The organism is Bacillus sp. YBWC18 (assembly GCF_002998775.1).
GTDB lineage: Bacteria > Bacillota > Bacilli > Bacillales > Bacillaceae > Bacillus.
On record NZ_PVRI01000001.1, the window covers coordinates 946,052 to 972,613 of the forward strand.

A 26,562-nucleotide genomic window follows, 5' to 3' on the forward strand; every position below is an offset into this window, starting at 1 on the left:
CTCCCCTTTCTTAATGAGCGAGGGCTGCTTTTTGCCCGTTTGCCGTTTCTTGATTTTTCGGTTTAGTGTTTGCTTCAAAGGCGAACATGACAGCTTCTTCATGACTGAGGCCCGCTTGTTTTTGTTCTTCAATGCTTTGAAGCATCATTTTGTAATTTCTCGGAATAACCTTGATGAATTGATCCTTTTCTTGCGCCCAGTTTTCGAGAAGTGCTGACGCTTTTGAGCTGTTTGTATAATGAAGGTGCTCTTTAATCAGCTGTTTCACTTCTTGTTCTTCTTCATGATCTGTGAGCTTTTCAAACATGATCATTTCCATGTTGCACATTCTTTTGAACTGTTTCGCATCGGATGTATGGACGTAAGCTACGCCGCCAGACATGCCTGCGCCGAAGTTTTTTCCGACGTCTCCTAAAATGACGACACGTCCGCCAGTCATGTATTCACAGCCGTGATCACCGATTCCTTCAACGACCACATGCACACCTGAATTACGAACGGCAAAGCGCTCACCTGCACGACCGTTAATAAAGGCTTTTCCGCTTGTCGCTCCGTAGAATGCGACGTTTCCGACAATGACGTTTTCATGTCCATTTTGTACAAAGTGATCAGAGGTTTTGACCGCAATTTTGCCTCCAGAGAGTCCTTTGCCGATATAGTCATTTGAATCACCTGTTAAATAGAGAGACATGCCCTTTGGCACAAATGCGCCGAAGCTTTGTCCTGCGGAACCAGTGAACCTTAGTGTGATCGTATCCTCTGGCAAGCCTTCTTCCCCGTAGCGCTTAGACACTTCACTTCCAGTAATGGTTCCGGCCACACGATTGATATTGCGAATATTCAATGATAGATCAACCGGTGTTTGATGATTCAGCGCTTCCTGTACATAAGGGAGGATTTCATTCATATCCAGTGATTCATCAATTTTATGATTTTGCGGTGTTCTGAATGTACGAGCTCCTTCTGGCTGATAAAGCAGTGTTTCAAGGTCTAGCTGCCCTGCTTTCCAGTGTGCTTTTGCTCGTTCACTGACTCCTAGAACATCCGTGCGTCCAATTAATTCATCCATTGATGTAAAGCCAAGTTCCGCTAAGATTTCTCTTACTTCCTCTGCAATAAACATCATGAAATTCACAATGTGATCAGGGTTCCCCATGAATTTTTTGCGAAGCTCTGGATTCTGTGTAGCGACGCCGACTGGGCAAGTATCTAAATGACATGCTCTCATCATCACACAGCCCAATACGACAAGTGGAGCTGTCGCAAAGCCGTATTCTTCTGCTCCTAAAATCGCAGCCATGACAACATCGCGTCCAGTCATTAACTTGCCGTCCGTTTCAAGAACGACTCTCTCGCGAAGACCATTTAACACAAGGGTTTGATGTGCTTCTGCCAAACCGAGCTCCCAAGGAAGTCCTGTGTGTTTAATACTTGTTTTCGGCGAAGCTCCTGTGCCGCCATCGTATCCACTGATCACAATGACATCCGCCGTCCCTTTTGCTACACCTGCTGCAATCGTCCCAACGCCGGCTTTAGACACAAGCTTGACGCTGATGCGGGCATCACGGTTCGCGTTTTTCAAATCATGGATCAGCTGCGCCAAATCCTCGATGGAATAAATATCATGATGCGGCGGTGGTGAAATCAATCCGACGCCTGGTGTAGAGCCACGTACATCGGCAACCCAAGGGTATACTTTATTTCCTGGCAGCTGTCCGCCTTCTCCAGGTTTTGCTCCCTGCGCCATTTTAATTTGGAGTTCATCTGCATTGACCAAATAATGACTCTTTACGCCAAAGCGGCCGGAAGCAATTTGTTTAATCGCACTTCTGCGATCATCGCCGCGTTCATCAACTGTAAAGCGTGCAGGATCTTCTCCGCCTTCTCCGCTGTTACTTTTACCGCCAATTCGGTTCATGGCAATCGCAAGCGCTTCGTGCGCTTCTTTACTTAAAGATCCAAATGACATGGCACCTGTCTTGAATCGGCGCACGATGGATTCAGCAGATTCAACTTCTTCCAGACGAACTGGCTTTTGTTTTGGCTGGAAAGAAAATAAATTTCTAAGGAAGCCGATTCTTTCTTCGTCCGCTGCCTTTGTATATTGCTTAAATAGATCGTAATCTTCATTGCGGCATGCCCACTGAAGCGTATGGATCGTTTTTGGATTAAAGGCATGGTGCTCTCCATTTTTTCTCCACTGGAAATCACTGCCTGATTCGAGTGTTTGGTCAGTCGCTGCCTGATACCCTGCTTCATGACGGAGTTTTGCCTCATGTGCAATGGTCTCAAGATCGATCCCGCCAAGCTGAGAAGCTGTTCCCGTGAAATACGCCTGAATGACGTCTTCACTAATGCCGACGGCTTCAAAGATTTGCGCTCCTCTATAGCTTTGCACAGTGGAAATTCCCACTTTAGACATGACTTTGACGACACCTTCGGTCACGCTTTTACCAAACTTTGTGACCGCTTCATCAAAGCTGAAAGAGATCGCTTCTTCTGCAATCAACTGTTTGTACGTTTCATACACAAGATAAGGATGGATCGCATCTGCTCCGTAGCCAATCAGTGCAGCAAAATGATGGACCTCTCTGACTTCTCCAGATTCAACGATCAGACTAACCTTTGTCCGTAAGCCTTGGCGTACAAGATGCTGATGCAGTGCACTGAGCGCTAGAAGCGGTGGAATCGGCACTTTTTGTTCTGTCATTTCACGATCTGAAAGGATTAATAAAGATACGCCTTCGCGGATCGCTTTTTCCGCCTCTTCAAACATCGCATCCAATCCGCGCTTTAAATCATCGGTGAATAGAGTATGAATCGTTTTGCTTTTAAAGGCATTATGAACAATCGTTTTCAAGCCGTTAAATTGTCCACTCGTTAAGACCGGTGTATAAAGTTTAATTCTTCGGCATGAATATTCATTCGGATGTAAAATATCCCCTTCAGCACCTAACCAAGTCATGGTAGATGTCACAAGCTGCTCACGAATAGCATCAATCGGCGGGTTCGTCACCTGTGCAAACAACTGCTTGAAATAATGAAACAGAGACTGCGCACGATCTGATAACACAGCAAGCGGTGTGTCGCTTCCCATTGAACCGATTGGGTCCTTACCTTCTTCTAGTAAAGGAATTAAATATTTTTGAATGTCTTCGTACGTATAATGGAACGCACGCTGACGAGTCAATAAATCATCCATTATACTAGAATTTTCTGAATTTTCTTCCGAGCGATTGACATGAACCATTTCTTCATCAAGCCATTTTTGATAAGGAAGTTCATTCGCAATCGTCGATTTCACTTCTTCGTCAGAAATAATTCGTCCTTCTTCTAAATCGATTAACAGCATTTTGCCCGGCTCAAGACGGTCTTTGTATTTGACATCCTCTTCATTTGTGTCGATCACGCCGACCTCAGAAGAGAAAATGATATGATCATCATTTGTGACGTAATATCTTGCAGGTCTTAATCCGTTTCGGTCTAAGATGGCACCGATTTGTTTACCATCTGTAAAGGAAATGGCTGTTGGTCCATCCCACGGCTCCATGAGAGAACTATGGTATTCATAAAATGCCCGTTTCTCTTTTGACATGTGCGTGTTTTCAGTCCAAGGCTCTGGAATCAGCATCATGGCTGTATGAGCAGGTGTACGGCCTGCAAGCACAAAGAATTCAAAGGCATTGTCTAGAATGGATGAATCACTTCCGTCTGCATTCAGCACTGGCAAAATCTTGTCTAAATCGTCTCCGAAAGCTTCAGATACGAATTGTTGTTCTCTTGCTCTCATCCAATTGATGTTTCCTCTTAATGTGTTGATTTCACCGTTGTGAATCAAGTAACGGTTTGGATGGGCTCTTTCCCATGTAGGAAATGTATTTGTACTAAATCTTGAATGAACAAGTGAAAATGCAGAAACAAATGTTTCATCCTGAAGATCAAGATAAAAAGCATCGACTTGATCTGATGTTAAAAGCCCCTTGTATACAATGGTTTGACTCGACAAGCTGACAAAGTAAAATTGCTTTTCCTCTGCTGTTCCCCAGTTCTCAGCCTGCTTACGAATGACATATAATTTTCTTTCAAATGACAAACGATCTGTGATGTTGTCGTTTGCCCCAATAAAGACTTGCCTCACAACCGGACAGCTCTTCGCTGCGACAGTACCAATTTTCCCGGCATCGACAGGGACTGTTCTCCAGCCAATTAATGTTTGACCTTCTTGTTTAATGAATCCGTTGATTTTTTGCTCGATGGCTTGACGCGTTTTCTCGTCATCCTCTTTTGAAAAGAAGACCATTCCTACCCCGTAACGGCCCTTTTCAGGAAGTGCAAAGTCTTTGCAGCTTTTTCTAAAGAAAGCGTCTGGCAGCTGTACCATTAAGCCGGCACCATCACCTGTATACGGATCACTGCCTTGCCCGCCGCGGTGATCAAGCTGGCAAAGCATTTGTAATCCCTTTTTGACGATGCTGTGTGTCGCTTCCCCTTTTAAATGAGCGTACAGTCCGATTCCACATGCATCATGTTCAAATTCAGGACGGTAGAGACCTTGTGGTTGTGGTAGTTGATTATAAGTCATCGTTTCTCTCCCCCGTTTAAAAGATCCGTTTTTTCACAGTCATAAAATCTCACAAACTCTGTAACTTATTTTAAGTTTTCAAATTAATATAAACAATATATAATTTAGATGAAAACAATCTCTTTTTGAGATAGATGGGTGTGAAGTGTAAAAATGGAGCTTCGTCAGTTGCGTTATTTTGTAGAAGTCGCAGACCGTGAGCACGTGTCAGAAGCGGCTGAAAACTTACATGTCGCCCAATCTGCTATCAGCCGGCAGATTGCGAATTTAGAAGAAGAACTTGGAGTGGCCTTATTCGAACGAGAAGGCCGAAATATCAAATTAACGAAAATCGGCAGACAATTTTTAGATCATGTCAGAACGGCACTAAAAGCCATTGATTATGCGAAAGAGCAAATTGATGAATACTTAGATCCGCACAAAGGAACGGTGAATATCGGCTTTCCTACAAGTCTAGCAAGCCAAGTGCTTCCTTCAGTCATTTCCGCCTTTAAGCAGGAATATCCAGAGGTCGATTTTTTACTTCGTCAAGGATCCTATAAATTTCTCATTGAAGCTGTAAAAAATCGGGATATTGATCTCGCCTTTTTAGGACCCGTACCGACAAACGATCCTCAAATAGAAGGAAATATTTTGTTTTCAGAAAGCATTTATGCCCTTTTGCCGGTTAGCCACCCCTTTAGCGGACAAAAGAGTATTCATTTAAGTGATTTAAGAAAGGATCATTTCGTGTTATTTCCTGAAGGGTATGTGCTGAGACAAATTGCAGTTGATGCTTGCAAGCAGGCAGGCTATAAGCCAACCATTTCATCTGAAGGAGAGGATTTAGACGCCATTAAAGGTCTTGTATCAGCGGGTATGGGCGTTACCTTATTACCCGAAAGCGCCTTTTATGAAACCACACCGCGATTTACAGCGAAAATTCCGATCGATTTTCCGCAAGTGAGAAGAACTGTTGGAATTATTGCGTCTAAGTCACGAGAAATGTCTCCTTCTGCCCATGATTTTTATGTGTTTGTGAAGGATTTCTTTTCTAAAATTGAACAATATAAATAATTTATTAAAACAGGACATTTCATTTGTGGAAATAATCCCTCTTTGTATATGATGGGTTACAGAACAACACACTATATGGAAGAAAGGTATTCGTATGAAATCAATTTTATCGTTTTTAAAGCCGTATCGGCTGTCCGTTGTGTCCATTGTTATCCTCACCTTTTTAAGCAGCATGCTCCAGCTGTATTTACCGACGCTTACGGCAGATATCGTCGATGTTGGAATAGTCCAAGGAGATATTGCTTACATATGGAAGGTTGGCGGCTGGATGGTGGCCTGTTCTTTGCTTGCCATCTTGCTCACGATCTGGAAGTCTTACTTGTCATCAAAGACTGCACTTGGCTTCGGGCGTGATATGAGAAGACAGCTGTTTGTGCATGTCGAACAATTTTCACTAGAAGAATTTCAAAGGATCGGGACGTCTTCCTTTATTACAAGATCAACAAATGATGTGAAACAAGTCCAAGATGTCACGATCATGATTTTACAAATGATGACGAGAGCACCGCTCATGCTTGTGGGCGGAATTATTTTGGCTGTATCCCGAGATGCTGTCCTGTCTCTCATCTTTTTAGCAGCTCTTCCCCTTCTTGGCGGATTTATCTATTTGGTATCGAGAAAAGCCATTCCGCTATTCAGCCAGCTTCAGAAGAAAACAGACCGGCTGAATTTAATTATGCGAGAATCTCTTTCAGGCATCCGGGTCATTCGTGCTTTTAACCGTGTAGATGATGAAAAGGAACGTTTTCAAGAAGCCAACACATCCTACAAGGATACTGGCCTTAGAGTCAACCGATTAATGGCTTACTTGTTTCCATTTATGCTGATCATCATGAACTTCACGAATATCGGCATTGTCTGGCTAGGTGCAAACCGAATTGATGCCGGAGAGATGGAAGTTGGGAATCTCATTGCTTTCATTCAATATGCGATGATGATTTTAATGGCACTTATTATGCTGTCGATGAGTTTTATTATGGTCCCAAGAGCACAAGCATCAGCTAAACGCATGAACGAAGTGTTAAACATGGAACCGAAGATTCAAGACAATGAAGGAACTGTTACTGACCTGCGCGCGCCAGCCCAATCCATTCGTTTTGAAGATGTGTCATTTTATTACTCAAATGCTGAGAAGCCGGCAGTTCAAGACATTACGTTTGAAGCCAAAACTGGCGAAACGACAGCTATTATCGGAAGTACAGGTTCTGGGAAAACCACTCTTCTCCAGCTGATGACACGCTTTTATGAAGCAACAGATGGCCGGATTACACTAGATGGTGTAGACATTAGAGAGCTGCCTCAGGAGAAACTAAGAAGCCAGATGGGCTATGTCTCTCAAAAAGCGGTTTTATTTAGCGGCACCATTGCCGATAATGTGCGTTTTGGCAGGCAGGATGCAAGCGATGAGGACGTCTGGCAGGCGCTGCGAACGGCGCAGGCAGAAGAATTTGTTTTGCAAAAAGATGGCGGAATCAATGCGGAAATTGACCAGGGTGGATCGAATCTATCTGGCGGTCAAAAGCAGCGTCTTTCTATTGCAAGAGCGCTAGTGAGAAAGCCGTCATTCTATCTGTTTGACGATAGTTTCTCAGCACTTGATTACAAAACAGATGCGAAGCTTCGGGCATCATTAGAAGCCGAAAAAGCACATGCAGCCCTCATCATTGTGGCGCAAAGAATCAGCACAGTGAAGCATAGTGATAAAATCATCGTACTAGATGATGGGAAAATCGCAGGTATCGGAACACATGAACAATTACTGAAGGACAATCTTGTCTATCAAGAGATTGTTGCATCCCAGGAAGGTCAGGAGGTGGAGCGAGGATGAGTAAGAAAATGTCTTCCGGCATGGGCCATAAAGGCGGCCACCCTAGAGGACCTGTCGCAAAACCGAAGGAATTTAAGAAAACACTGCTTCGTTTGATTGGTTATTTAAAACCGAGGAAAATTCAATTGATCATTGTCTTCATTGCAGCGGTCGGTTCAACCGTCTTTAACGTCATTAGTCCAAAGCTGCTAGGGGATGCCACCTCTTCCCTGTTTGACAGCTTTACTCAAGGAACAGCTGTTCAATTTGATGTCATTTCACGTATTTTATTACTGCTTGTCGCGCTATATGTCATTGCCTCTCTCTTTTCATTCGTTCAGCAATATGTGATGGCGGGTGTCTCCCAACAGACCATTGCTGAATTACGGCAAGAAGCAAATGACAAGCTCACACGTCTCCCCCTTCGGTATTTTGATAAAACAACCCATGGGGACACGCTGAGCCGTGTGATGAATGATATCGATAATATTAATACATCGCTTCAGCAGGCACTCACCCAAGTGATTACATCTGTCATTACGGTCATTGGGATTGTCGTCATGATGCTATTGATTAGTCCGCTATTGACCTTGCTTGTTTGTTTAACGCTGCCGCTCAGCCTGTTTGCGATCCGCGGCATTACGTCATTTTCTCAAAAGCATTTTAAAGCGCAGCAAAAAGAGCTCGGGATGATCAACGGACATATTAATGAAATGTTCTCAGGGCATCAAACGGTTCGTGCGTATGGCTACGAAAAGAAAGCGATTGATACGTTTGATCAATTAAACGAACAGCTGTATGAATCATCAAGGAAAGCGCAGTTCATTTCTGGTTTAATGATGCCATTGATGACGTTTATCGGGAACCTTGGCTATGTGGCAGTCAGTGTAGCCGGCGGTATTCTTGTCATTAATGGGAATATTCGTGTCGGAGATGTGCAGGCGTTTATCCAATACACGCAGCAAATGTCTCAACCGCTCGTGCAGGCATCAAGCGTCGCCAACTTGGTTCAATCAGCGATTGCTTCTGCTGAAAGGGTATTTGAAATCCTCGATGAGGAAGAAGAAAGTGCCGAGGAAGATGCAGCAATTGATCTTGAATCACTTTCAGGCGATGTGAGCTTTGAACAAGTTCAATTTGGGTATGAAAAAGACCATCCGATTATTAAAGATTTGACTTTAGATGTAAAAGAAGGACAAACGGTTGCCATTGTCGGACCAACAGGCGCTGGAAAAACAACCATCATCAATCTTTTAATGCGTTTCTATGAATTAGATCAAGGCTCTATCCGCATCGGCGGCGTCAAAACAACTGACCTCAGCCGTCAGCAAGTACGCGACTTATTTGCGATGGTTCTTCAGGATACGTGGCTTTTTGAAGGAACGATTCACGACAATATTGCCTATGGCAGGCAGAACGTCTCAAAAGAGGATGTCATCAAAGCCGCCAAACATGCTTATGCTGATGACTTCATCCGCACACTACCAGACGGATATGACACACTCTTAACAGAAGATGCCGGCAACCTGTCCCAAGGTCAGCGCCAGCTGTTAACCATCGCCCGTGCGATTTTATCTGATCCAAAGATCTTAATATTAGATGAAGCGACGAGCAGTGTGGATACACGGACAGAGATGCACATTCAAAAAGCGATGAATGAATTGATGAAAGGCAGAACGAGCTTCGTCATTGCACACAGGCTGTCGACGATCAAGGATGCAGACCTTATTCTAGTCATGAAAGATGGCACCATCATTGAAAAAGGAACGCACAGTGAACTCTTGAAACAAAAAGGCTTTTATGCAGACTTATATATGAGCCAATTTTCGGAGAATCAAGTGGGTTAAATATAAAGAGAGGATAGACACGCACCCATGCGGTCTATCCTCTTTTTTGTTAATCAGCTCGCTTTTTCACTTTTACACTGAGTTTCGTTATATACTCTGCTTCATCTTTAGACATGAGTGAATGAAGCAAATACTCCTCAAATACATCTCCATCCAGCATCATTTCCTCTTTCTCGATTTCATCTAACAAGCGCGAATAAGCAGATTCAATCTCCTCATATGATCCTTGATCATACATCACCGCATAGAGGCCCGCAGGTTTTTTAACTGCTCCCGGCGCTTCCATTCGGCAAAACAGCCGATCTGACTGATGATAGTGACGCTGAAGAAACTGCTCCTTTTTTAAGACAGCACCATTTGCCGCAGCACCTTTTATACCAATCCCCTTTAGAAATTTTCCAACAATACGTGATATTTCTTCTACGGATGTATTCATGTCAATTGGGTTCGATGCACTTAATACAACAGGTTCTTCTGGCATCTCTTGAAACTGAACCTCCCCTATTTTTATAGATGATAGTTCTTGCGTCGTCTCCATCACCCGCATAAGAAAAGACTGGATATCTTGAAGTTTTTCAATCTCTTGTTTGACCTTTTCTATTTGTTCGGTTGCTAGGCTTTGAAGCCTTTCGCGGGAAGGCTCTGTAAAATATTGTTTTAACTCTTTTATCGGAAATTGAACAGCTCGAAGGGATTGAATCGCTATAAAATGATCAAATTGCTCGAGTGTATAGTAACGGTACCCATTTTCATGGACACCAGCTGGCTTAAATAAATCAATTTTATCGTAATAAAACAGGGTATCTTTTTTTACATCAAATAACTTGGCAAATTCTCCAGTGAAAAACGTTTTTTGCACATCATTGATCATGATTAAGGCTCCTCTCTTGACTATGGAGTTACTCCACCCTTTATCATGATAACATGCAGAACCACCACTACGCTGGGAAAGGATAAAAACATGAACAACATAACTCAACATGAAGTGACATTAGAACTTGCAAATAAAGAGGATTTCCCTTTTATGAAAAAAGAGCTGCAGAAAGCTTTTACAGCTGGCGTGATCGACGCATTTGGCGATGCGCATGATGGACCGATTCCTCCAGATGAAGTGATTGATGAATCTTTTCATTCGAATGAACACATTGTTTATCATATTAAGCTAAATGGTGAAAAGGCAGGCGGAGTTGTCATTAAAATCAACAAAGAGACCCATCACAACTCAGTTGACCTATTATACATCTCTTCATCCTCACACGGAAAAGGCATTGGTCAGGCAGCATGGAAAGCCATCGAGGCGCAATATCCAGAAACGATTGTTTGGGAGGTTGTGACCCCCTATTTTGAAAAACGCAACATTCATTTTTATGTCAATAAGTGCGGCTTTCAAATTGTTGAATTTTATCACATGAAACATCCAGATCCGAACGAACCTCATGCAGATGATCAAGAAAATGAGCTTTCAGCACCTGAGGAATTTGAATTCTTTAAATTTGAGAAAGTTATGAAGAAAACTTGCTCTAGCAAATAAATATATGCATACACTAAAAAACACTACCCCATAAAAAAGGTAGTGTTTTTTGAATCTCTTCTAGCCTCTAATCTGGCCATCGCCAGATAGAAGCAGCTTCGTTGTCGTGAGTGCAGGAAGTCCCATTGGACCTCTTGCATGCAGTTTTTGAGTGGAGATGCCAATTTCAGCCCCATATCCAAGTGCGCCGCCGTCTGTAAAGCGGGTAGATGCGTTATGATAAACCGCCGCCGCATCGACTGCGTTTAAAAACGTGAGTGCCTGCTTTTCATCTTCTGTCACGATGGCTTCTGAATGTTTTGTACCGTACTGATCAATATGGTGTATGGCTTCCTCGATTGAATCGACTACCTTTACTGCAAGATCAAGACTTAAATACTCATCTGCCCAGTCCACTTCCTCAGCAGGAATGGCGTTTGAAAAATGAGACAATGCTGCCTCGTCACCATGTACGGTGACATGGTGCTCCAGCAGGGCTTCATTCAATGATGCCGCATTCTCTTTCAGCCAATCGCGATGGATGATCAGCGTCTCAAGTGCATTACATACAGCCGGACGATTCGTTTTTGCATTGATGACAATCTCAATGGCTTTTTTTACATTGGCTGTTTGATCAATAAAGACATGGCAGTTTCCTGTCCCTGTTTCAAGGACGGGAATAGTGGATTGTTCAACCACTGTTTTGATTAAAGAAGCTCCCCCTCGCGGAATTAAGACATCGATCCATTCTTTTAGATGGAACATCGCTTGAACCGATGAACGGTCTGTTTGTTCAATCAATTGCACCGCATCACGCGGAATCTTTGTTTGATCTAATGTTTCATGAATGACACGGACAATGGCTTTGTTGGAAGAAATAGCGGAGGAACCGCCTTTTAAAATCACTGCGTTGCCTGCCTTGAGGGCAAGCCCTGCTGCATCGACAGTGACGTTCGGTCTCGCTTCATAGATCATCCCGATCACGCCGAGCGGTACTCTTCGGCTTTTCACGTGCAAGCCGTTTTCAAGAGTCCATTCATCCAATATTTCTCCAACAGGATCTGTTAATCTCGTCACAAGCCGTAAGCTTTCCGCAAACTCATGAATTCTTTCTTCATTTAACATTAAACGATCCAAGAGTGCCTCTGAGAAGCCCTTTTCCTTCCCGGCATCTACATCCTTTTGGTTCTCCTGTAAAATGAAGGTGCTTTTTTGTTCTAACGCTTCTGCTAGTTTAAGCAGCGCCTCGTTTTTATCCTCTGTATGAAGTAAACCTAGTTTTTTTGAAACGTGCTTTGCTTTTTTTGCTTTTTCTTTGACCGATGTGACAACTTCAGCTGTCAGTGTCATGGAATTCCTCCCTTTTGGTTAGCAAACTGGTATCGATAATTCTAAATGACAAACAAACGCTTCAAGATCGACGACATGAACCACTTCATCCTGTAACGAGTCACTGCTCAGTGCAAGTTCGTCAGCTGGGTAATTCACAATACCAAGCCCTATTTCTCTACCATCTTGATCTAAAATACGGACGACATCGCCTTTTTTAAACGAACCCTTTACATTGACAATGCCATCGGAATCAAGGCTTTTCTCGCGGTGCATGAGGTGCTCCTGTGATTTTTTTTGAACAACGATCTCGCCTTTTGGTCCAGAATGAAAGGCAATCCACTGCTTCTTGTAATTCAGCGGAGCTAAATTTTCATCAGCCGTAAAATAAGTGCCGTCCTCTGTCCCATTGATCGCTTTATCTAAAATGTGAGGCGTATCCGCTTTTCCTAAAAAGCCATTGATGCCAGCGGCCATGGAAATTTTAAACGCATCGAGCTTTGATTTCATTCCGCCTGTGCCCACACTGCTGCCTGCATCTCCAGCCGCTGCTTCGATGTCTTCTGTGATGTCTGTGACTTCAAGAATTCTCTTTGCATTTGGGTTTGTATGCGGGTTATCTTCATACAAGCCATCAATATCAGATAAAATGGCAAGGAAATCCGCATCAATCAATCCAGCTACTTTTGCAGACAATGTATCGTTATCTCCGAACTTCAGCCGATTGATCGTCACTGTGTCATTTTCATTAATAATTGGGATGATGCCTCGATCTAATAACACATTCATCGTGTTGCGTACATTTTGATAGCGCGTTTCATCTGAAAAATCACTTCTTGTGATTAAAAGCTGTGAGGCAATATAACCGTGTGATAAAAATAAAGTAGAATATGATTCCATTAAAAGGCCTTGCCCAATTGAGGCAGATGCCTGTTTTTCCGGCAGTGTTTTGGGTCTATCGATAAATCCTAGTTTTCGGTAACCAGCTGCAACCGCACCAGATGAAACCAAAATGACTTCGTGTCCTGCATCTTTGAGTTTCACAATTTGATTGACGAGGTTTTCTAGTTTTTTTAAACTAATCTCCCCTTGAAAGCTAGTAAGCGAGCTGCTTCCGATTTTCACAACAATTCGTTTTCTCTCTTTATCTGCGTACACCTTATCACTCCTGTACCTGAGCTCTATTTATATAGATACTTTTTGTTTTTGCTGATTGCTGATCTCTTTTGATCGATTAGCAGCATGTTTGACGGCCTGCTTGATCGCTTCTCCACCGCCAAAATCATCTAATGCATTCAATCCAGCAGCCGTTGTTCCATTTGGTGACGTAATTTTCTCTCTTAGAGTAGAAGGGTCTTCTTCTGTTTCTTGCAGCATTTTCGCAGCACCGAGAAGTGTCTGCGCGCCAATTTGACGAGACAATTCCTTAGATAAACCTGCTTCTTCTCCTGCTTCTTCGATTCTCTCCATTAAGAAATAAAAATAGGCTGGGCCGCTTCCGGCAATTCCAGTGAAAATATCCATTTGCTCTTCCTGAATGGTATAGACTTCGCCCATTTCAGATAAAAGAGCCTGACTCATGCTGATATGGTCGTCTTTCACATAACGTCCAGCACATAAAGCGGTCGCTGAAGCCCCAATCGTACTTGACGTATTGGGCATCACCCTCATAACAGGCTGCCCTTCATGCAGCATATTTTCAATATATGATTGCTTAACGCCTGCAAGGACAGACATGATCAGCTGGTCTCTCTGAATATGAGGTTTTAACGATTCAAGTGCTGTTTCAGCATCCTTTGGCTTCATGGCCAGGATCAACATATCCATTTCTTCAAAAGGAAAAGAATCCATTGTGGCTGTTTGTATTCCGTATCGTTTCGTTAGTTCATTCAATCGATGTTGATTTTGTCTGTTTGTTGCGTAAATTTGGCCTAGCGGCATCTGTCCTGATCGCACAATCCCTGCAATCATTCCTTCCGCCATAGAGCCTGCTCCAATGAAAGCAACTTTCTTTTGATCAATGATATGGATCCTCTCCCTTGTTCGCTTTTTGTTCGTGTTTTTCACACGTTAGTTATCGTAACATGATGAGAAATCGTGTCAAGAAAGAGCTAGTGCTTTTCAAAAGTCCCGATTGTATAGCGAACCGCTTGCTATATGTATGCTGACTGCGCTTTTACGAAACAACAATTTAGATCAAAAGAACTATTCGAATTAGCATCATAGTACCCTTTCTTTCGACTGAATTCCCCATTTTATTTTTGATTCGGTGACTTCAATTCTATTTTTTAGAAAGCGCTATCATTTTTAATGACTTTCTATTTTCCTATACGATGAATGTGCTTGAATCTTCCGATTAGACTATTGACATATTTTAGAAAACATGTCCGTTGAAATGACATTTTACTGGTGATACGGTGAAAGAGAAACCAAGTGAAAAAGGAGCGTTCATAATGAAAGTGAAAGAAAACTATGTCAATGTCATTCCAATGAAAGAAATCCGTTCTACCGATGACCTTCTTTTCCCATTCCCTATTTACAATGAGCTACGTGCGCAGAGTGATATGAGATATGATGAGACAAGAAAGTGCTGGGATCTCTTTCGATATGCGGATATCCAATCTGTTCTCAAGCAGCCGAAAGTGTTCTCCTCACAGCGAGGAAGAAGCACCTCGAAAACGAGTATTTTAACAATGGACCCTCCAAAACATACAAAGATGAGAGCACTCGTGAATAAAGCATTCACGCCAAAAGCGATCAAGCAATTAGAAGGTAAGATTAAAGACCTGACACATGACCTGCTGCAACAAGTCAAGGATCAACGTACGTTTGATATCGTGCAAGATCTAGCAGCTCCCCTTCCTGTGATGATTATTGCTGAGCTTCTCGGTGCAGAGGTAAAAGATAGAGATCTGATTAAGAAACATTCTGATGCCCTAGTGGCAGGCGCTAAGGATGAATCAAAAGAAGCCATTCAGGCAGTTGTCGATATGCAGAAACGCGCAGAGGAAGAGCTGTCCGCTTATTTTGCTCACTTAATCCAAAAACGAAAAGAATCCCCTGCTGATGACCTGATCTCACTTCTCATTCAATCGGAAATCGATGGTGAGCGTTTAACCGAGAATGAACTGCTTGGCTTTTGTATTCTATTACTTGTTGCTGGTAATGAGACAACGACCAATTTAATTACAAATGCAGTACGACTGCTTACAGAGCAGCCGCATATCGCCGAAGCAGTACGGCAGGACCCCTCTCTTATTCCTCAATTGACCGAGGAAACGTTACGCTATTACCCGCCTGTTCAAGCCATTGGGCGAATCGCGGCCGAGGATGTGGAGATTGCAGGCTCAAAAATTGAAAAAGGTGACTATCTCATTAGCTGGGTCGCTTCTGCAAATCGCGATGAACAGAAATTTGACGATCCAGATACGTTCCGTCTTGACCGGAAATCAAATCCGCATATGAGCTTTGGCTTTGGCATTCATTTTTGTCTCGGTGCACCGCTTGCCCGCCTTGAGAGCAACATTGCCCTTGAGGTCTTACTCCAGACGTTTCAAGACATCACCTGTGCGGCAGATCAGCTAAAACCCATTCAAAGCACATTTGTTTTTGGGGTAAAAGAATTTCCTGTACAGGTCACCCGTTTTTAAAAGTCCCTTTTGAGGGGCTTTTTCATTTTCTTCAATTCATCATCTCTTTCTTACCTTCCATCTCCGAACATGCTAAAATAAAGTCCATACAAAGTGATAACGGAATGCAGAAAGGGAGCCAAAAATTCATGACCGATTATACAGCAATGAAAGACGGAATATTCAAATCAGTTTGTTCGTTAGATTGCCCGGATCAGTGCGGTCTTTTGATACATAAAGAAAATGGAAAGATCGTAAAAGTGCAGGGAGATCCAGACCACCCAGTTACCCAAGGCAACATATGCAACAAGGTGCGGAATGTCACAGCCCGTTTATATGATGAAAAACGGCTGACCACTCCTTTGAAACGTGTTGGACGCAAAGGCGATGGTCAATTTGCACCGATTACGTGGGAAGAAGCCATTGAAACCATTCGTCAAAAATGGACAAAGCTGATTGAAGAAAAAGGTCCAGAAAGTATTCTGCCTTACAGCTTTTATGGGAACATGGGCAATCTGAATGCAGAAGGCATGGACCGCCGCTTTTTCTATCGTCTTGGTTCAAGTCAGTTAGACCGGACCATCTGTCAGTCAGCAGGAACGACTGGCTATAAATATACAATGGGTGCAAGCATCGGGACAGACCCAGAAGACACCATTCATACGAAACTATTTATCTTTTGGGGCATCAATGCTGTGTCGACCAATATGCACCAAATCACCCTCGCACAAAAAGCGCGAAAGCAAGGAGCAAAGATTGTCGTGATTGATGTTCACAAGAACCAAACCGGACGGATGGCAGATTGGTTTATTCCGCTTCGACCTGGTACTGACAGCGCACTTGCCCTTGGCATCATGCATGTCCTTTTTAAAGAAGGACTGACAGATGAAGCCTTTTTAGAGGAATATACAACCGGTCATAAAGAGCTGCGTGAGCATGTGAAGCGGTATGATCCAGACACCGTTGAGGGTATCACTGGGGTTTCTAAAGAGGACATCCTTACACTTGCGAGAATGTACGCAGAGACATCGCCATCTCTCATTCGCATTGGCAATGGTTTGCAGCACCATGATAATGGCGGGATGAGTATTCGAACCATTTCCTGCCTCCCTGCCCTGACTGGTCAATGGCTCTACAAGGGCGGCGGTGCGATGAAATCAAACTCTTCTTTTCTCAGCTATAATGAAACCGCTCTTCAGCGGCCGGATCTATTAAAGGACCGCACGCCTAGATCATTTAATATGAATCAGCTAGGCAGTGTGCTGACGAATGCAGCGCCTTCCATTGATTCACTCTTTGTCTACTCGTGCAACCCAGCCGTTGTGACACCTGAAGCAAATAAAGTAAGAGAAGGTTTGCTGAGAGAGGACTTATTTACAGTGGTTCATGACCTATTTCTGACAGAGACAGCTGCGTATGCAGACATTGTCCTGCCGGCAACATCCGCTTTTGAAAATGAGGATTTCTATACATCATACTGGCACCATTATATTCAAATTCAAGAGCCGGTGATTGAACGCTATGGAGAAAGTAAATCCAATACGGAAGTGTTCCGCCTGTTAGCCCATGCGATGGGCTTTGAAGATGAAGCCTTCCGCGAGACAGATGCGGAGCTCATGGAACAAGCCCTTCACCATCCGGAAAATCCGCATTATGAGGACATTTCGTACGAAGCATTAAAAGAAAAGAAATGGATTAAAGCAAAACGAGGACCTTTCCAAGACTTAAAGCTCTCTACTCCAAGCGGGAAAATTGAGCTTTATTCTGAACAAATGAAAAAAGACGGCTATCCAGCACTACCAACCTACGTGCCCCTCTATCAGGAAAGCGATTATCCGCTTACCTTTATACCGGGACCGAATCATAATTTTCTTAACTCGACCTTCTCACTTCATGAAAAGCATCAAAAGCTTGAGAAGTTTCCTAAGCTTCATATGAATGAACAAGATGCAAAGGCAAGACAGATTGAAGATGGTGACATGGTGCGTGTGCTGAATGACCGGGGAGAATGTGAGCTGGTCGTATCAGTCGGTCAAAATGTATTATCTGGTGTTGTGGTCAGTCAAGGATTATGGGCAGATCAAAAAGGCAAAAAACATCTAGTCAATGGATTAACACCAGATCGCTTGGCAGATATGGGCGGCGGCGCGACGTTCTTTTCTGGCAGAGTGGAAGTTGAAAAATTATCATAGACAGAAGAAAAGCCAGCAAAAACTGCTGGCTTTAGATTGTTGACAAAGTGCTAAAATGATTTTTATTTTAGCACTTTGTCTTCTTTTCAGCGTGATAGAAAACCTTTGAAGTCTAGGAAGGGCGAGCACTGGCGCGGAGCGAATTTAACATTCGTGAGCACCAGCGCGCAGACCTGACAACGAATGCGAGGGTTTGTCTACACGCTGAAGCCAGCAAAAACTGCTGGCTTTTTTTCATTTGATTTTATCGAATAATCAGCTGGTTGGTCATCACATTTGCACTTCCGTTGCTTCGGTAGCCTTCTACAGTTAATGCTGTTTCATACATTTTCCCCATTGGCATACCTAGGCTTTCCCATTTTCTGAAATGCTCACTGACGGATACAGTTCCGCTCGTACGTTTTGTTTGACGTACACTCCAATATTGCTTAAAGGTAGCGTCCCCAATAATAGAAGGCTGGTTGACACGTAGCGTTTCATAAATGTCATATGTGCCTCCATCGGCATAAAATGATCCTTTATACGTTCCTGTTGGGCGATAGGTGCCCCATGACTCAACAATGTAGTATTCAGCTAATGGAGATTGTGTCCAGCCATAGACACATAAGTAGGAATTCCCGCCTGGGTTAAAGGCTGCGTTGTAATTGATGGAGATGTTGCCAAGTTGATGATGAGTTTTAGTGGAATCAAACTTCTTCCCTTTTCGAAACAAAGCATTTCCAATATTGTTCCATTGTGCGCTAAATGCTCCGCCATTATTGAGTGTCATTGAGGTATTTCCGTAATCCTTCCATAATTCAAAATCGTATCCGCTGTGTGTGCCTATTCTATTATCATAAATCGTTTCCGCATGAGCTGGTACAGCAGTCAGTGTCAGCACAAATCCAATACACATCACAAACAACAGCCTCAATCTTTTCAAATTCATTTTTCATCCCTCTCCTTTTTTCATCATATTATTCTGCCTTCTCTAAGATGAAACGAGCCCATCACCTCCTTTCATGTAACCTTTCTTGCTAGACAGAACGGTATTGTTCTAACCCGGCATGGATGTCTCTTGTTTGTGTATAGATCTTTTGATACAGATGAAATAGATCAGCATATATACTTGCATGCTGCTGCTCTGGCTCATAGACAGCAGCTTGATGAATAAACTGATCTGCACATGCCTCAAGCGACGGATACCATCCGCAGCCAACGGCGGCCAGCATAGCTGCACCTAAAGCAGGCCCTTGTTCATTGTCTAACTGGATGACCTCAGCCTGAAAAATGTCTGCTTGCATTTGAAGCCATGTCCGGCTTCTCGCGCCGCCCCCAATGGATACAATAGAATCTATGTGTTTCCCTGCTTGCCGGAATAAGGCGATGGATTCATTTAACGAGAAGGTAATCCCTTCTAGCACAGCCCTTACGATATGTGTCCTTTCATGTCTGCTGTCTAATCCAATCAAGCTTCCACGAACGGTAGAATCCGCATGAGGTGTTCTCTCCCCGACTAAATATGGCGTAAAGAGCAATCCATTCGCTCCTGGCGCGACATCAACCGCACCCTCTAAAAGCGATTGGAACGATTCCTCTGGAGCCAGTAAGTGTTTTACCCAGTTAAGGCTATATCCTGCTGAAAGGGTGACACCCATTGTGTAAAAAGCGTCTTTTTTTGCATGATGAAACAAATGCAAGTTTCCTTGAAGCGCTCTTTCATGATCCTCTTCGTAAGAGAGAATGACGCCAGATGTGCCAATGCTGCATAACGTGCGGCCAGAGGATAAAATGCCAGCTCCAATTGCTCCGCAAGCATTGTCTGCCCCGCCAGCAAAGACTTTTGCACCCTCTTCGATCCCCGCCTCACGTGCAATATGCGGCAACAGTGTACCGACCTCATCCTCTGATGAGACAAGCGGCGGACAAATATGAGGAGGAATATCAAATGCCTGACAAATCTCTTCACTCCACTTTTGCTCTCCAATATCTAACAGCAATGTGCCAGCCGCATCAGAATAATCGATATGAACAGACCCTGTTAAACGAAATCTGACATAATCTTTCGGGAGTAAAAACATGTCGATTTGTTGATCAATTTCTGGTTCATGTTCCTTTACCCATAATAATTTTGGCAGTGTAAATCCTTCTAGCGCCTGATTTTTCGTGATCTTTTGCAGCCGTTCCCCCAGCTTTTTTGTGATGCGTGTACATTGCGCTGTCGTTCGTGTATCATTCCATAAAATCGCAGGGCGGAGTACCTTGCGGGATTCATTTAAAAGAACCAGACCATGCATCTGTCCAGAAAAGCTGATGCCTTCTACTTTCTTTGAATGAACAGGCTGTCTTGCCATCAGTTCTTTCATCGCAGCCACTGTTTGCTCAACCCAATCCTCTGGGTTCTGCTCACAATATCCAGGTTTATCTTGAATGAGGCGGTAAGGCTTAGAGGCCTCGCAGCACACCTTTCCATTCTCATCTACTAATATTGCTTTGACTCCGCTCGTTCCAAGATCAATTCCCATCACATACTTCATGGTCTTCACTCCTTCAAAACAGGTCCGCTCCTTCAATCAATCTTCTAACAAATATTGATTTAACCGGGCTTTCAACTGTTCCTCTCTTCCCGATTCGTTTCTGATCAAAGGGTGTTTGAGCGCATACTCTTCTAATGTATGAAAGTTTGCCTTTCCTTCTGAAATGTCACGGCCAATCCCTTCAGAAAAACTGCGATACCTGTGCTTTATCACATCTTCAAACACTCGATCTTCTATGAGTCTATGAGCGACCCGCAGTCCTTTTGCGAATGCATCCATACCCGCAATATGGGCATACAAAATATCTTCAAGCTCAAAAGAAGCTCTTCTAACTTTTGCATCAAAATTGAGACCACCAGTTCCTAGTCCGCCATTTTGCAGAATTTCATACATAGCAAGAGTTGTGGCATATAAATCTGTTGGAAATTCATCAGTGTCCCAGCCGAGCAGCGTATTCCCTTGGTTCGCATCCACAGAACCGAGCAATCCATGTATTCTTGCTACTCGTAATTCATGCTCAAACGTATGACCGGCAAGCGTCGCGTGATTGGCCTCGATATTCAATTTAAAATGTGAATCTAATCCGTATTGCTTTAAAAAGGCGATAGATGTCGCTGCATCTGCATCGTATTGATGAGTGGTTGGCTCCTTTGGCTTAGGCTCAATTAAAAATTGGCCAGTGTACCCAATTTCCTTTGCATAATCAACAGCCATATGCAAGAACGACGCCATGTGGTCAAGCTCTCTTTTCATATCTGTATTCAGCAGAGTATCGTATCCTTCTCGTCCTCCCCAGAAAACGTAGTTTTCAGCGCCGAGTTCTTTAGCTGTTTCGATGCCTTTTTTTACCTGTGCGGCCGCATAGGCAAAGACATCTGCATGACAAGATGTCGCTGCGCCGTGTACAAATCTAGGATGTTTGAACATATTGGCCGTGTTCCAGAGCAGCTTTACTCCGCTATCCCGCATGTATTCTTTCATTCTATCTAAAATGATATCTAATTGTTGATTGGTCTCTTGAAGCGTATCTCCCTCCGGTGCAATGTCACGGTCATGGAAGGAAAAATACGGAACATCCAATAGATCAAAAAGTTGAAAGGCCACTTCCAATCTAGCTTTCGCTAAATCCATTCCGCTATAGGAGTCCCAGGCTCTCTGCATCGTGCCAGTTCCAAACATGTCTGTTCCATCTGCAGTCAATGTATGCCAATAAGCGACTGAGAAGCGCAGGTGATCTTTCATTGTTTTTCCGCCAATCATTTCGTTTGGATCATAGTGTTTAAAAGCGAGTGGATTTTTTGATTGTTTTCCTTCATATTGTATTTTTCCGATTCCTTCTAAGTTGTGTAACGTTTTCATATTTGAGTTGGCCATTTTTTATTCCTCCTATGAATATACTTAGTAAGTTTATTCAACAAACTAATGTTCAATCTATGATCAATTCACTTTGAATTTTCCATATTTTTTAGTTTTTTAGAAATATTTTCGTTATAATAAAGTTAAAATCATCCTTCTTACAGAATACAGGCAAACAAAAACAGCTTTTTTTTAACTTAATCTAAAGACGAAACAAATGGAGTGGATAACGTGGATATTGCTGATCAGAACTTTGTGAAAAAAATAAATCAAAAGCTATTATTAAAAGAAATTCTCCAGCATGCGCCAATTTCCAGAGCAAAATTATCTGAACGCACTGGGTTAAATAAATCGACTGTTTCCTCTCAAGTAAGTACATTAATGAAAGAGCATCTCGTCTATGAGATCGGTCAAGGTGAGTCTAGCGGCGGGAGAAGACCGGTTTTACTGATGTTTAATAAACGTGCTGGCTGCTCCATCGGGATTGATGTCGGCGTTGATTATGTCAACGGCATTTTAACCGACCTCGAAGGGTCCATTCTTCATGAAGAGCAGATCAAGCTCCCATCAAGCTCTCCTGATGTGACCATACGCATTTTAATTGAATTAATACAGCAGTTGATGGCACAAATCCCCTCTTCCCCATACGGGCTCATAGGTATTGGCCTATGTATACCTGGGTTAGTGGATACCGATGAACAAATCGTGTTTACGCCTCATTCCAAATGGAAAAATGTTGACCTGAAAACAACGCTCCAAGACGCTTTCCAAGTACCCGTCTTCATTGAAAATGAAGCAAACGCGGGTGCATATGGTGAAAAAATCTTTGGCGCTGCTAAACACTATGATCATTTGATCTATGCCAGCATCGGCACTGGCATTGGGATCGGGATCATTATCAATCATCATTTATACAGAGGCGCATACGGCTTTTCTGGTGAAATGGGACATATGACCATCGACTTTAATGGACCAACATGCAGCTGCGGAAACCGTGGATGCTGGGAGCTGTACGCATCTGAGAAAGCCTTGTTTCAGTCCCTTCAAACAAATGATCAGCCCATCTCCCATCAAGACTTGGAACAGCTGGCGACGTTAAATGATATGAAAACGCTCAATGCCCTGCGCAACTTTGGTTTTTACCTTGGCGTGGGTCTCACAAACGTCCTGCATACCTTTAACCCGCAAGCGATTATTTTACGAAACAAGGTGATTGAAGCACAGCCAACGGTTTTACGTGTGATTCAAGAGGAGGTATCCTCAAGGATGGATACGCAATTCAGTTCACATGTAGAGCTGCTTCCTTCGTCATTAGGACACAACGCACCGGTATTAGGGATGACATCTTTAGTCATTGAAGCTTTCCTGCAAGATGCCACCCTCTCACCATGACAGGTTCATAGATAAAAAAGACAGCTCTTAGCGTGTTGTCTTTTTTATTTATCTGTTTCCTCATAACGGAAATAGTTGAAATCAGCAGGAAGACGCTCGCCGCTTGTATCCTGGCACTGCATGCCGACAAATGCCCCTGTAAAAAATCCCCCTCCTCGAATGAAGTCATCGGATAAATGGCTTGATTCAAATGACACTTCAATTTCCTTCCATTCTCTTTGATCAAAAGAATAAGAATAGGTATATGTCTCTTTCTGAACGGTCACTTTTAAATACACATACGTGATCTCCTCTGGAATGACGATTTTTTGTGTCAACGGCTGAGAAAAGGAAAGGTTTTGACAGACAGATAGTTCAAGAATGCGGCCAAGTTCCTCGTCATATGTCACCTGAAGCGCTGTCCAATTTTCCGTATTATAATAATTCACAAGACCAGCGGCTTGCTGAAAATTCTCTGGAAAGAACGAAACAGCTGTCTCTGCTTCAAAATAAAAGCTTTGCCAGCGCCTTGCAACGAAAGCTTGGGTAAACTTAGATGTTAGAGATTCCTGACCGTATAACCTTAAATGCTGAGGTTTTTCCGTTAATGAACCGATCTGATCAGTAAAAGGGATTCTTAATGTTTGGAAGTGTCTATTTAACGTTGATTCTTTAAATTCATCGACTGTAAGGTGTGTAGGAGCAAAAACCTTTTCGTTTATCGCTGGCGCTTCAACCTCCAGCGCCCCCTCTTTTCCGCCCACAACATACGGCCAGCCATCCTTCCATTCAAGCTTTTGAATCGCTGTTTCTCTTCCTAAAGGACACCATCCTCTCTGTTGAAAAACCGATTCCTTGCTTGATTGAATAGGGCGGCCAGTGAGATGCGCCAAATACCATTCATTTGTATGCGTTTGAACGATGGAAGCATGCCCGCATTTTTGAAGCGGATGTTCAGGTGCGTGAAAAGCACTTAAAATGGGGTTATCAGGATGAACCTCATAAGGCCCTTCAATCTGCGAGGAACGGGCAATTGTTGCCGCATGCTCGTACCGGGTACCTCCTTCTGCTGTTAATAAATAATAGTAATCACCAATGTGATAAAGATGCGGCGCTTCTGTCAATTTTATCGGCGTGCCTTTAAAAATGACCTTCCGCTGACCAATGAGTTTCTTTTCCGTCACGCTATATTCTTGCAGGGCAATACCCGCAAAGGAATGGTGTTTTTCCCTATGATCCCACAGCATATTTAAGACGTATTTCTTGCCGCTTTGGTCATGAAATAAAGAAGGATCAAAGCCAGAGCTATTGAGACGGACCGGCTCACTCCAATCACCATCCACTTCACTTGCCGTGACCAAATAATTATGACCATCTTTAAATGGACCATCCACTACTTTGATATCTGAATAAATGAGCCAAAACTGACCATCTGCATAGCTTAGGCACGGTGCCCATACTCCGCCAGAATCAGGATTCCCCTTCATGTCCAGCTGCGACGTTTTTTGCAAAGGACGCGCAGCAAGCCGCCAATGAACTAAATCCCTCGAATGATAAATTTGCACCCCTGGAAACCATTCAAATGTAGAGACCGCCATGTAATAATCTTCTCCTACACGGCAAATACTTGGGTCCGGGTTAAACCCTTTGAGCACTGGATTGGTAATTTTCATTCAACTTCCTCCTCTTCACGACCTACATTTTAAAATCATCCATATGATCGATATATACTTGATCCCTATTCTCAAGCTCCCTTACAACTTTTTTGTGTTTTTCTTCATCTAGGTTGTAAAAATTAATATCAATCATCGCTAAAATCAGTAAGCATACAGGAATCACCGTTACCGTGATTAAAATGCCAAGTAATGCTTCTGGTGTCTGTATTTGGTTCGCGACATAGCCAAATCGATCGAGTACAAGCCCCGGAACAATCCCGCCTAATGCCATCCCAAATTTAAAGAAGAACCCAATGACTGCGTAGATGAGCCCGCCCATCCTTTTCCCTGTTTTATATTCGCCATATTCAACAGTCTCTGGAATAAGTGCCCACATGTAAGCACCGGCTGTAATACTCCCCGCAGCAGCGACGAGCCTAAAAACAAGTATTAAAGTGATTTGACTCGGCGGTATCACAAGTAATGCAAGAAGACCTACGATATTCAGCAATAAAGAATAATTCAGCAGCTTTTTCTTTCCTAACAGCTTGTGCAGCTTAGGAATAAACGGCAGCACCATTAAAGCTGGCAGACTGCCAATGAGTCCGTACCATTTCACTAAATCTTCTCTGCCAAGGTTATACGTCACATAATAGATCCCAACAGAGTTGCTGATCGAGTTCACACCAAAAATAATAATAAAGAAAATGCTTAATACAACAAGCGGACGATTCACTCGCAACTGGACAAAGATATCACTGAATTTAATCTTTTCCTCTGGCTTTTGAAGCGTGACACGTTCATTCGTGCTTTTAAAACAGAAAATCAGTAATGCACCGCCAAGAACGCCGAGAAAAGCCATCGTCATCTGCCAGCCGAGTGCTGTATTTCCTGTCGTATCACTTAAAAAGGTCGCAAGAAAAGGAACAAAAAAAGCCACAACTAGACCGCCTAGATTGGCAAAAACCATACGAACGGACGTAATACTGACAACCTCTTGGTTATTTCTTGTCATTGCGGAAGTTAAAGCACCATAAGGAACGTTGATGAATGTGTATGTAAGCGATAAACCAACATACGTGATGTAGGCATAAATGAGTTTACCCATTTCGGAAAAATCAGGTGTTGTAAAGCAAAGGATGGCAAGTACGACGAAAGGAAACGCACCGAATAACAAGTAAGGTCTGAACCTGCCAAAACGGCTGTTCGTCCGGTCCACCAATGCACCAATAAATGGATCTGCAAGCGCATCGATGGCGCGAACAACCAAAAACATCGTCCCTGCTGCTGCCGCTGATAAACCGTACACATCTGTATAAAAAAATAATAGATACGTAGAGACAGTTGCATAAATCAAATTACATGCGAAATCTCCTGAAGCATATCCCACTTTTTCAGACATACGAATCTTCTTTAAATTCTCACTAACCATGAGCTTTCTCCCTTCTTCACTTAGCCTCTTCTAACGAACAGATGATGGAGGGCAGCAGCAATCAATGCGGGAAATATAAAGCGCTTTCAATTTGTTGTAAAAATGTAGCTGAACATCTCATCCTTTCAGCTTAGCCCATTTAAGCAGCAAATCAGTTGAATGACGGAATCATCTCCTTCAATATAGGAATCAATGCTTGAAATCTATCTTAGTTTATTGACCAAACAAACTAAGATGAATTCATTTTATAAAATCTGATCTGACTTTTCAATATTTTTTG

General features: G+C 43.0%; 17 protein-coding genes. 7 read left to right on the forward strand and 10 right to left on the reverse strand.

Annotated features, from left to right (window positions below; genetic code table 11):
• Positions 1 to 10 precede the first annotated feature (10 nt).
• Positions 11 to 4,582, reverse strand: a complete 4,572-nt coding sequence (gltB, locus tag C6348_RS04910; protein ID WP_106042142.1) for a glutamate synthase large subunit — start codon at positions 4,580 to 4,582, stop codon at positions 11 to 13.
• A 153-nt stretch (positions 4,583 to 4,735) separates the two neighbouring features.
• On the opposite strand from gltB, the gene gltC reads away from it, so the two are divergent.
• From gltC to C6348_RS04925, 3 genes are all read left to right on the forward strand, one after another.
• The gene (gene gltC, locus C6348_RS04915) at positions 4,736 to 5,638 is read left to right on the forward strand and encodes a glutamate biosynthesis transcriptional regulator GltC (RefSeq protein WP_034660886.1); all 903 of its coding nucleotides are present in this window, start codon (positions 4,736 to 4,738) and stop codon (positions 5,636 to 5,638) included.
• A 94-nt stretch (positions 5,639 to 5,732) separates the two neighbouring features.
• Complete coding sequence (locus C6348_RS04920) at positions 5,733 to 7,466, forward strand: ABC transporter ATP-binding protein (RefSeq protein ID WP_106042144.1); 1,734 nt, start codon at positions 5,733 to 5,735, stop codon at positions 7,464 to 7,466.
• Positions 7,463 to 9,292 (forward strand): ABC transporter ATP-binding protein, encoded by a 1,830-nt coding sequence (locus C6348_RS04925; RefSeq protein ID WP_106042146.1) that lies wholly within the window; start codon positions 7,463 to 7,465, stop codon positions 9,290 to 9,292. The genes C6348_RS04920 and C6348_RS04925 overlap by 4 nt, the downstream gene beginning before the upstream one ends.
• 49 nt (positions 9,293 to 9,341) lie before the next feature.
• Here C6348_RS04925 and C6348_RS04930 read toward each other — a convergent pair whose 3' ends face one another.
• The gene (locus C6348_RS04930) at positions 9,342 to 10,163 is read right to left on the reverse strand and encodes a MerR family transcriptional regulator (RefSeq protein ID WP_106042148.1); all 822 of its coding nucleotides are present in this window, start codon (positions 10,161 to 10,163) and stop codon (positions 9,342 to 9,344) included.
• A gap of 90 nt (positions 10,164 to 10,253) precedes the next feature.
• Here C6348_RS04930 and C6348_RS04935 point away from each other — a divergent pair, with 90 nt between their 5' ends.
• Complete coding sequence (locus C6348_RS04935) at positions 10,254 to 10,823, forward strand: GNAT family N-acetyltransferase (protein ID WP_106042150.1); 570 nt, start codon at positions 10,254 to 10,256, stop codon at positions 10,821 to 10,823.
• Positions 10,824 to 10,883: 60 nt separating this feature from the next.
• Here the strand turns inward: C6348_RS04935 and C6348_RS04940 are convergent, their stop codons facing one another.
• Genes C6348_RS04940 through proC form a run of 3 tightly spaced genes read right to left on the reverse strand, consistent with a single transcriptional unit; the run spans position 10,884 to position 14,114 of the window.
• Positions 10,884 to 12,152, reverse strand: coding sequence for a glutamate-5-semialdehyde dehydrogenase (locus C6348_RS04940; protein WP_106042152.1), 1,269 nt, complete (start codon positions 12,150 to 12,152; stop codon positions 10,884 to 10,886).
• Positions 12,153 to 12,170: 18 nt separating this feature from the next.
• Positions 12,171 to 13,289, reverse strand: coding sequence for a glutamate 5-kinase (gene proB, locus C6348_RS04945; RefSeq protein WP_060596525.1), 1,119 nt, complete (start codon positions 13,287 to 13,289; stop codon positions 12,171 to 12,173).
• A 27-nt stretch (positions 13,290 to 13,316) separates the two neighbouring features.
• The gene (gene proC, locus C6348_RS04950) at positions 13,317 to 14,114 is read right to left on the reverse strand and encodes a pyrroline-5-carboxylate reductase (RefSeq protein WP_066030788.1); all 798 of its coding nucleotides are present in this window, start codon (positions 14,112 to 14,114) and stop codon (positions 13,317 to 13,319) included.
• Positions 14,115 to 14,584: 470 nt separating this feature from the next.
• On the opposite strand from proC, the gene C6348_RS04955 reads away from it, so the two are divergent.
• Both C6348_RS04955 and C6348_RS04960 read left to right on the forward strand, forming a co-directional pair.
• Positions 14,585 to 15,781, forward strand: a complete 1,197-nt coding sequence (locus C6348_RS04955; protein WP_106042154.1) for a cytochrome P450 — start codon at positions 14,585 to 14,587, stop codon at positions 15,779 to 15,781.
• Positions 15,782 to 15,909: 128 nt separating this feature from the next.
• A complete protein-coding gene (locus C6348_RS04960; RefSeq protein WP_106042331.1) occupies positions 15,910 to 17,952 on the forward strand; it encodes a molybdopterin oxidoreductase family protein in 2,043 nt (680 codons plus the stop codon).
• Between the two features lie 244 nt (positions 17,953 to 18,196).
• On the opposite strand, the gene C6348_RS04965 is transcribed toward C6348_RS04960, so the two are convergent.
• From C6348_RS04965 to xylA, 3 genes are all read right to left on the reverse strand, one after another.
• Complete coding sequence (locus C6348_RS04965) at positions 18,197 to 18,880, reverse strand: glycoside hydrolase family 11 protein (protein WP_034660895.1); 684 nt, start codon at positions 18,878 to 18,880, stop codon at positions 18,197 to 18,199.
• A gap of 88 nt (positions 18,881 to 18,968) precedes the next feature.
• Complete coding sequence (xylB, locus tag C6348_RS04970; protein WP_106042156.1) at positions 18,969 to 20,468, reverse strand: xylulokinase; 1,500 nt, start codon at positions 20,466 to 20,468, stop codon at positions 18,969 to 18,971.
• Between the two features lie 36 nt (positions 20,469 to 20,504).
• A complete protein-coding gene (gene xylA / locus C6348_RS04975) occupies positions 20,505 to 21,842 on the reverse strand; it encodes a xylose isomerase (RefSeq protein ID WP_060596530.1) in 1,338 nt (445 codons plus the stop codon).
• A 213-nt stretch (positions 21,843 to 22,055) separates the two neighbouring features.
• Here xylA and xylR point away from each other — a divergent pair, with 213 nt between their 5' ends.
• On the forward strand, positions 22,056 to 23,216 hold the full coding sequence (xylR, locus tag C6348_RS04980; RefSeq protein WP_034660898.1) for a transcriptional repressor XylR: 1,161 nt from the start codon (positions 22,056 to 22,058) through the stop codon (positions 23,214 to 23,216).
• Between the two features lie 44 nt (positions 23,217 to 23,260).
• Here xylR and C6348_RS04985 read toward each other — a convergent pair whose 3' ends face one another.
• Positions 23,261 to 24,868 (reverse strand): glycoside hydrolase family 43 protein, encoded by a 1,608-nt coding sequence (locus C6348_RS04985; protein WP_106042158.1) that lies wholly within the window; start codon positions 24,866 to 24,868, stop codon positions 23,261 to 23,263.
• A 22-nt stretch (positions 24,869 to 24,890) separates the two neighbouring features.
• Positions 24,891 to 26,282, reverse strand: coding sequence for an MFS transporter (locus C6348_RS04990; protein ID WP_095285278.1), 1,392 nt, complete (start codon positions 26,280 to 26,282; stop codon positions 24,891 to 24,893).
• Positions 26,283 to 26,562 lie beyond the last annotated feature (280 nt).

Excerpts from the sequence above, each read along its gene's own strand:
- C6348_RS04930 (WP_106042148.1), bottom strand. The coding sequence starts at position 10,163 with ATGATCAATGATGTGCAAAAAACGTTTTTCACTGGAGAATTTGCCAAG.
- C6348_RS04960 (WP_106042331.1), top strand. The coding sequence starts at position 15,910 with ATGACCGATTATACAGCAATGAAAGACGGAATATTCAAATCAGTTTGT.
- C6348_RS04935 (WP_106042150.1), top strand. The coding sequence starts at position 10,254 with ATGAACAACATAACTCAACATGAAGTGACATTAGAACTTGCAAATAAA.
- xylA (WP_060596530.1), bottom strand. The coding sequence starts at position 21,842 with ATGGCCAACTCAAATATGAAAACGTTACACAACTTAGAAGGAATCGGA.
- C6348_RS04990 (WP_095285278.1), bottom strand. The coding sequence starts at position 26,282 with ATGGTTAGTGAGAATTTAAAGAAGATTCGTATGTCTGAAAAAGTGGGA.
- gltB (WP_106042142.1), bottom strand. The coding sequence starts at position 4,582 with ATGACTTATAATCAACTACCACAACCACAAGGTCTCTACCGTCCTGAA.
- C6348_RS04985 (WP_106042158.1), bottom strand. The coding sequence starts at position 24,868 with ATGAAAATTACCAATCCAGTGCTCAAAGGGTTTAACCCGGACCCAAGT.
- proC (WP_066030788.1), bottom strand. The coding sequence starts at position 14,114 with ATGGCGGAAGGAATGATTGCAGGGATTGTGCGATCAGGACAGATGCCG.
- C6348_RS04940 (WP_106042152.1), bottom strand. The coding sequence starts at position 12,152 with ATGACACTGACAGCTGAAGTTGTCACATCGGTCAAAGAAAAAGCAAAA.
- C6348_RS04920 (WP_106042144.1), top strand. The coding sequence starts at position 5,733 with ATGAAATCAATTTTATCGTTTTTAAAGCCGTATCGGCTGTCCGTTGTG.
- gltC (WP_034660886.1), top strand. The coding sequence starts at position 4,736 with ATGGAGCTTCGTCAGTTGCGTTATTTTGTAGAAGTCGCAGACCGTGAG.
- xylB (WP_106042156.1), bottom strand. The coding sequence starts at position 20,468 with ATGAAGTATGTGATGGGAATTGATCTTGGAACGAGCGGAGTCAAAGCA.
- C6348_RS04925 (WP_106042146.1), top strand. The coding sequence starts at position 7,463 with ATGAGTAAGAAAATGTCTTCCGGCATGGGCCATAAAGGCGGCCACCCT.
- C6348_RS04965 (WP_034660895.1), bottom strand. The coding sequence starts at position 18,880 with ATGAATTTGAAAAGATTGAGGCTGTTGTTTGTGATGTGTATTGGATTT.
- C6348_RS04955 (WP_106042154.1), top strand. The coding sequence starts at position 14,585 with ATGAAAGTGAAAGAAAACTATGTCAATGTCATTCCAATGAAAGAAATC.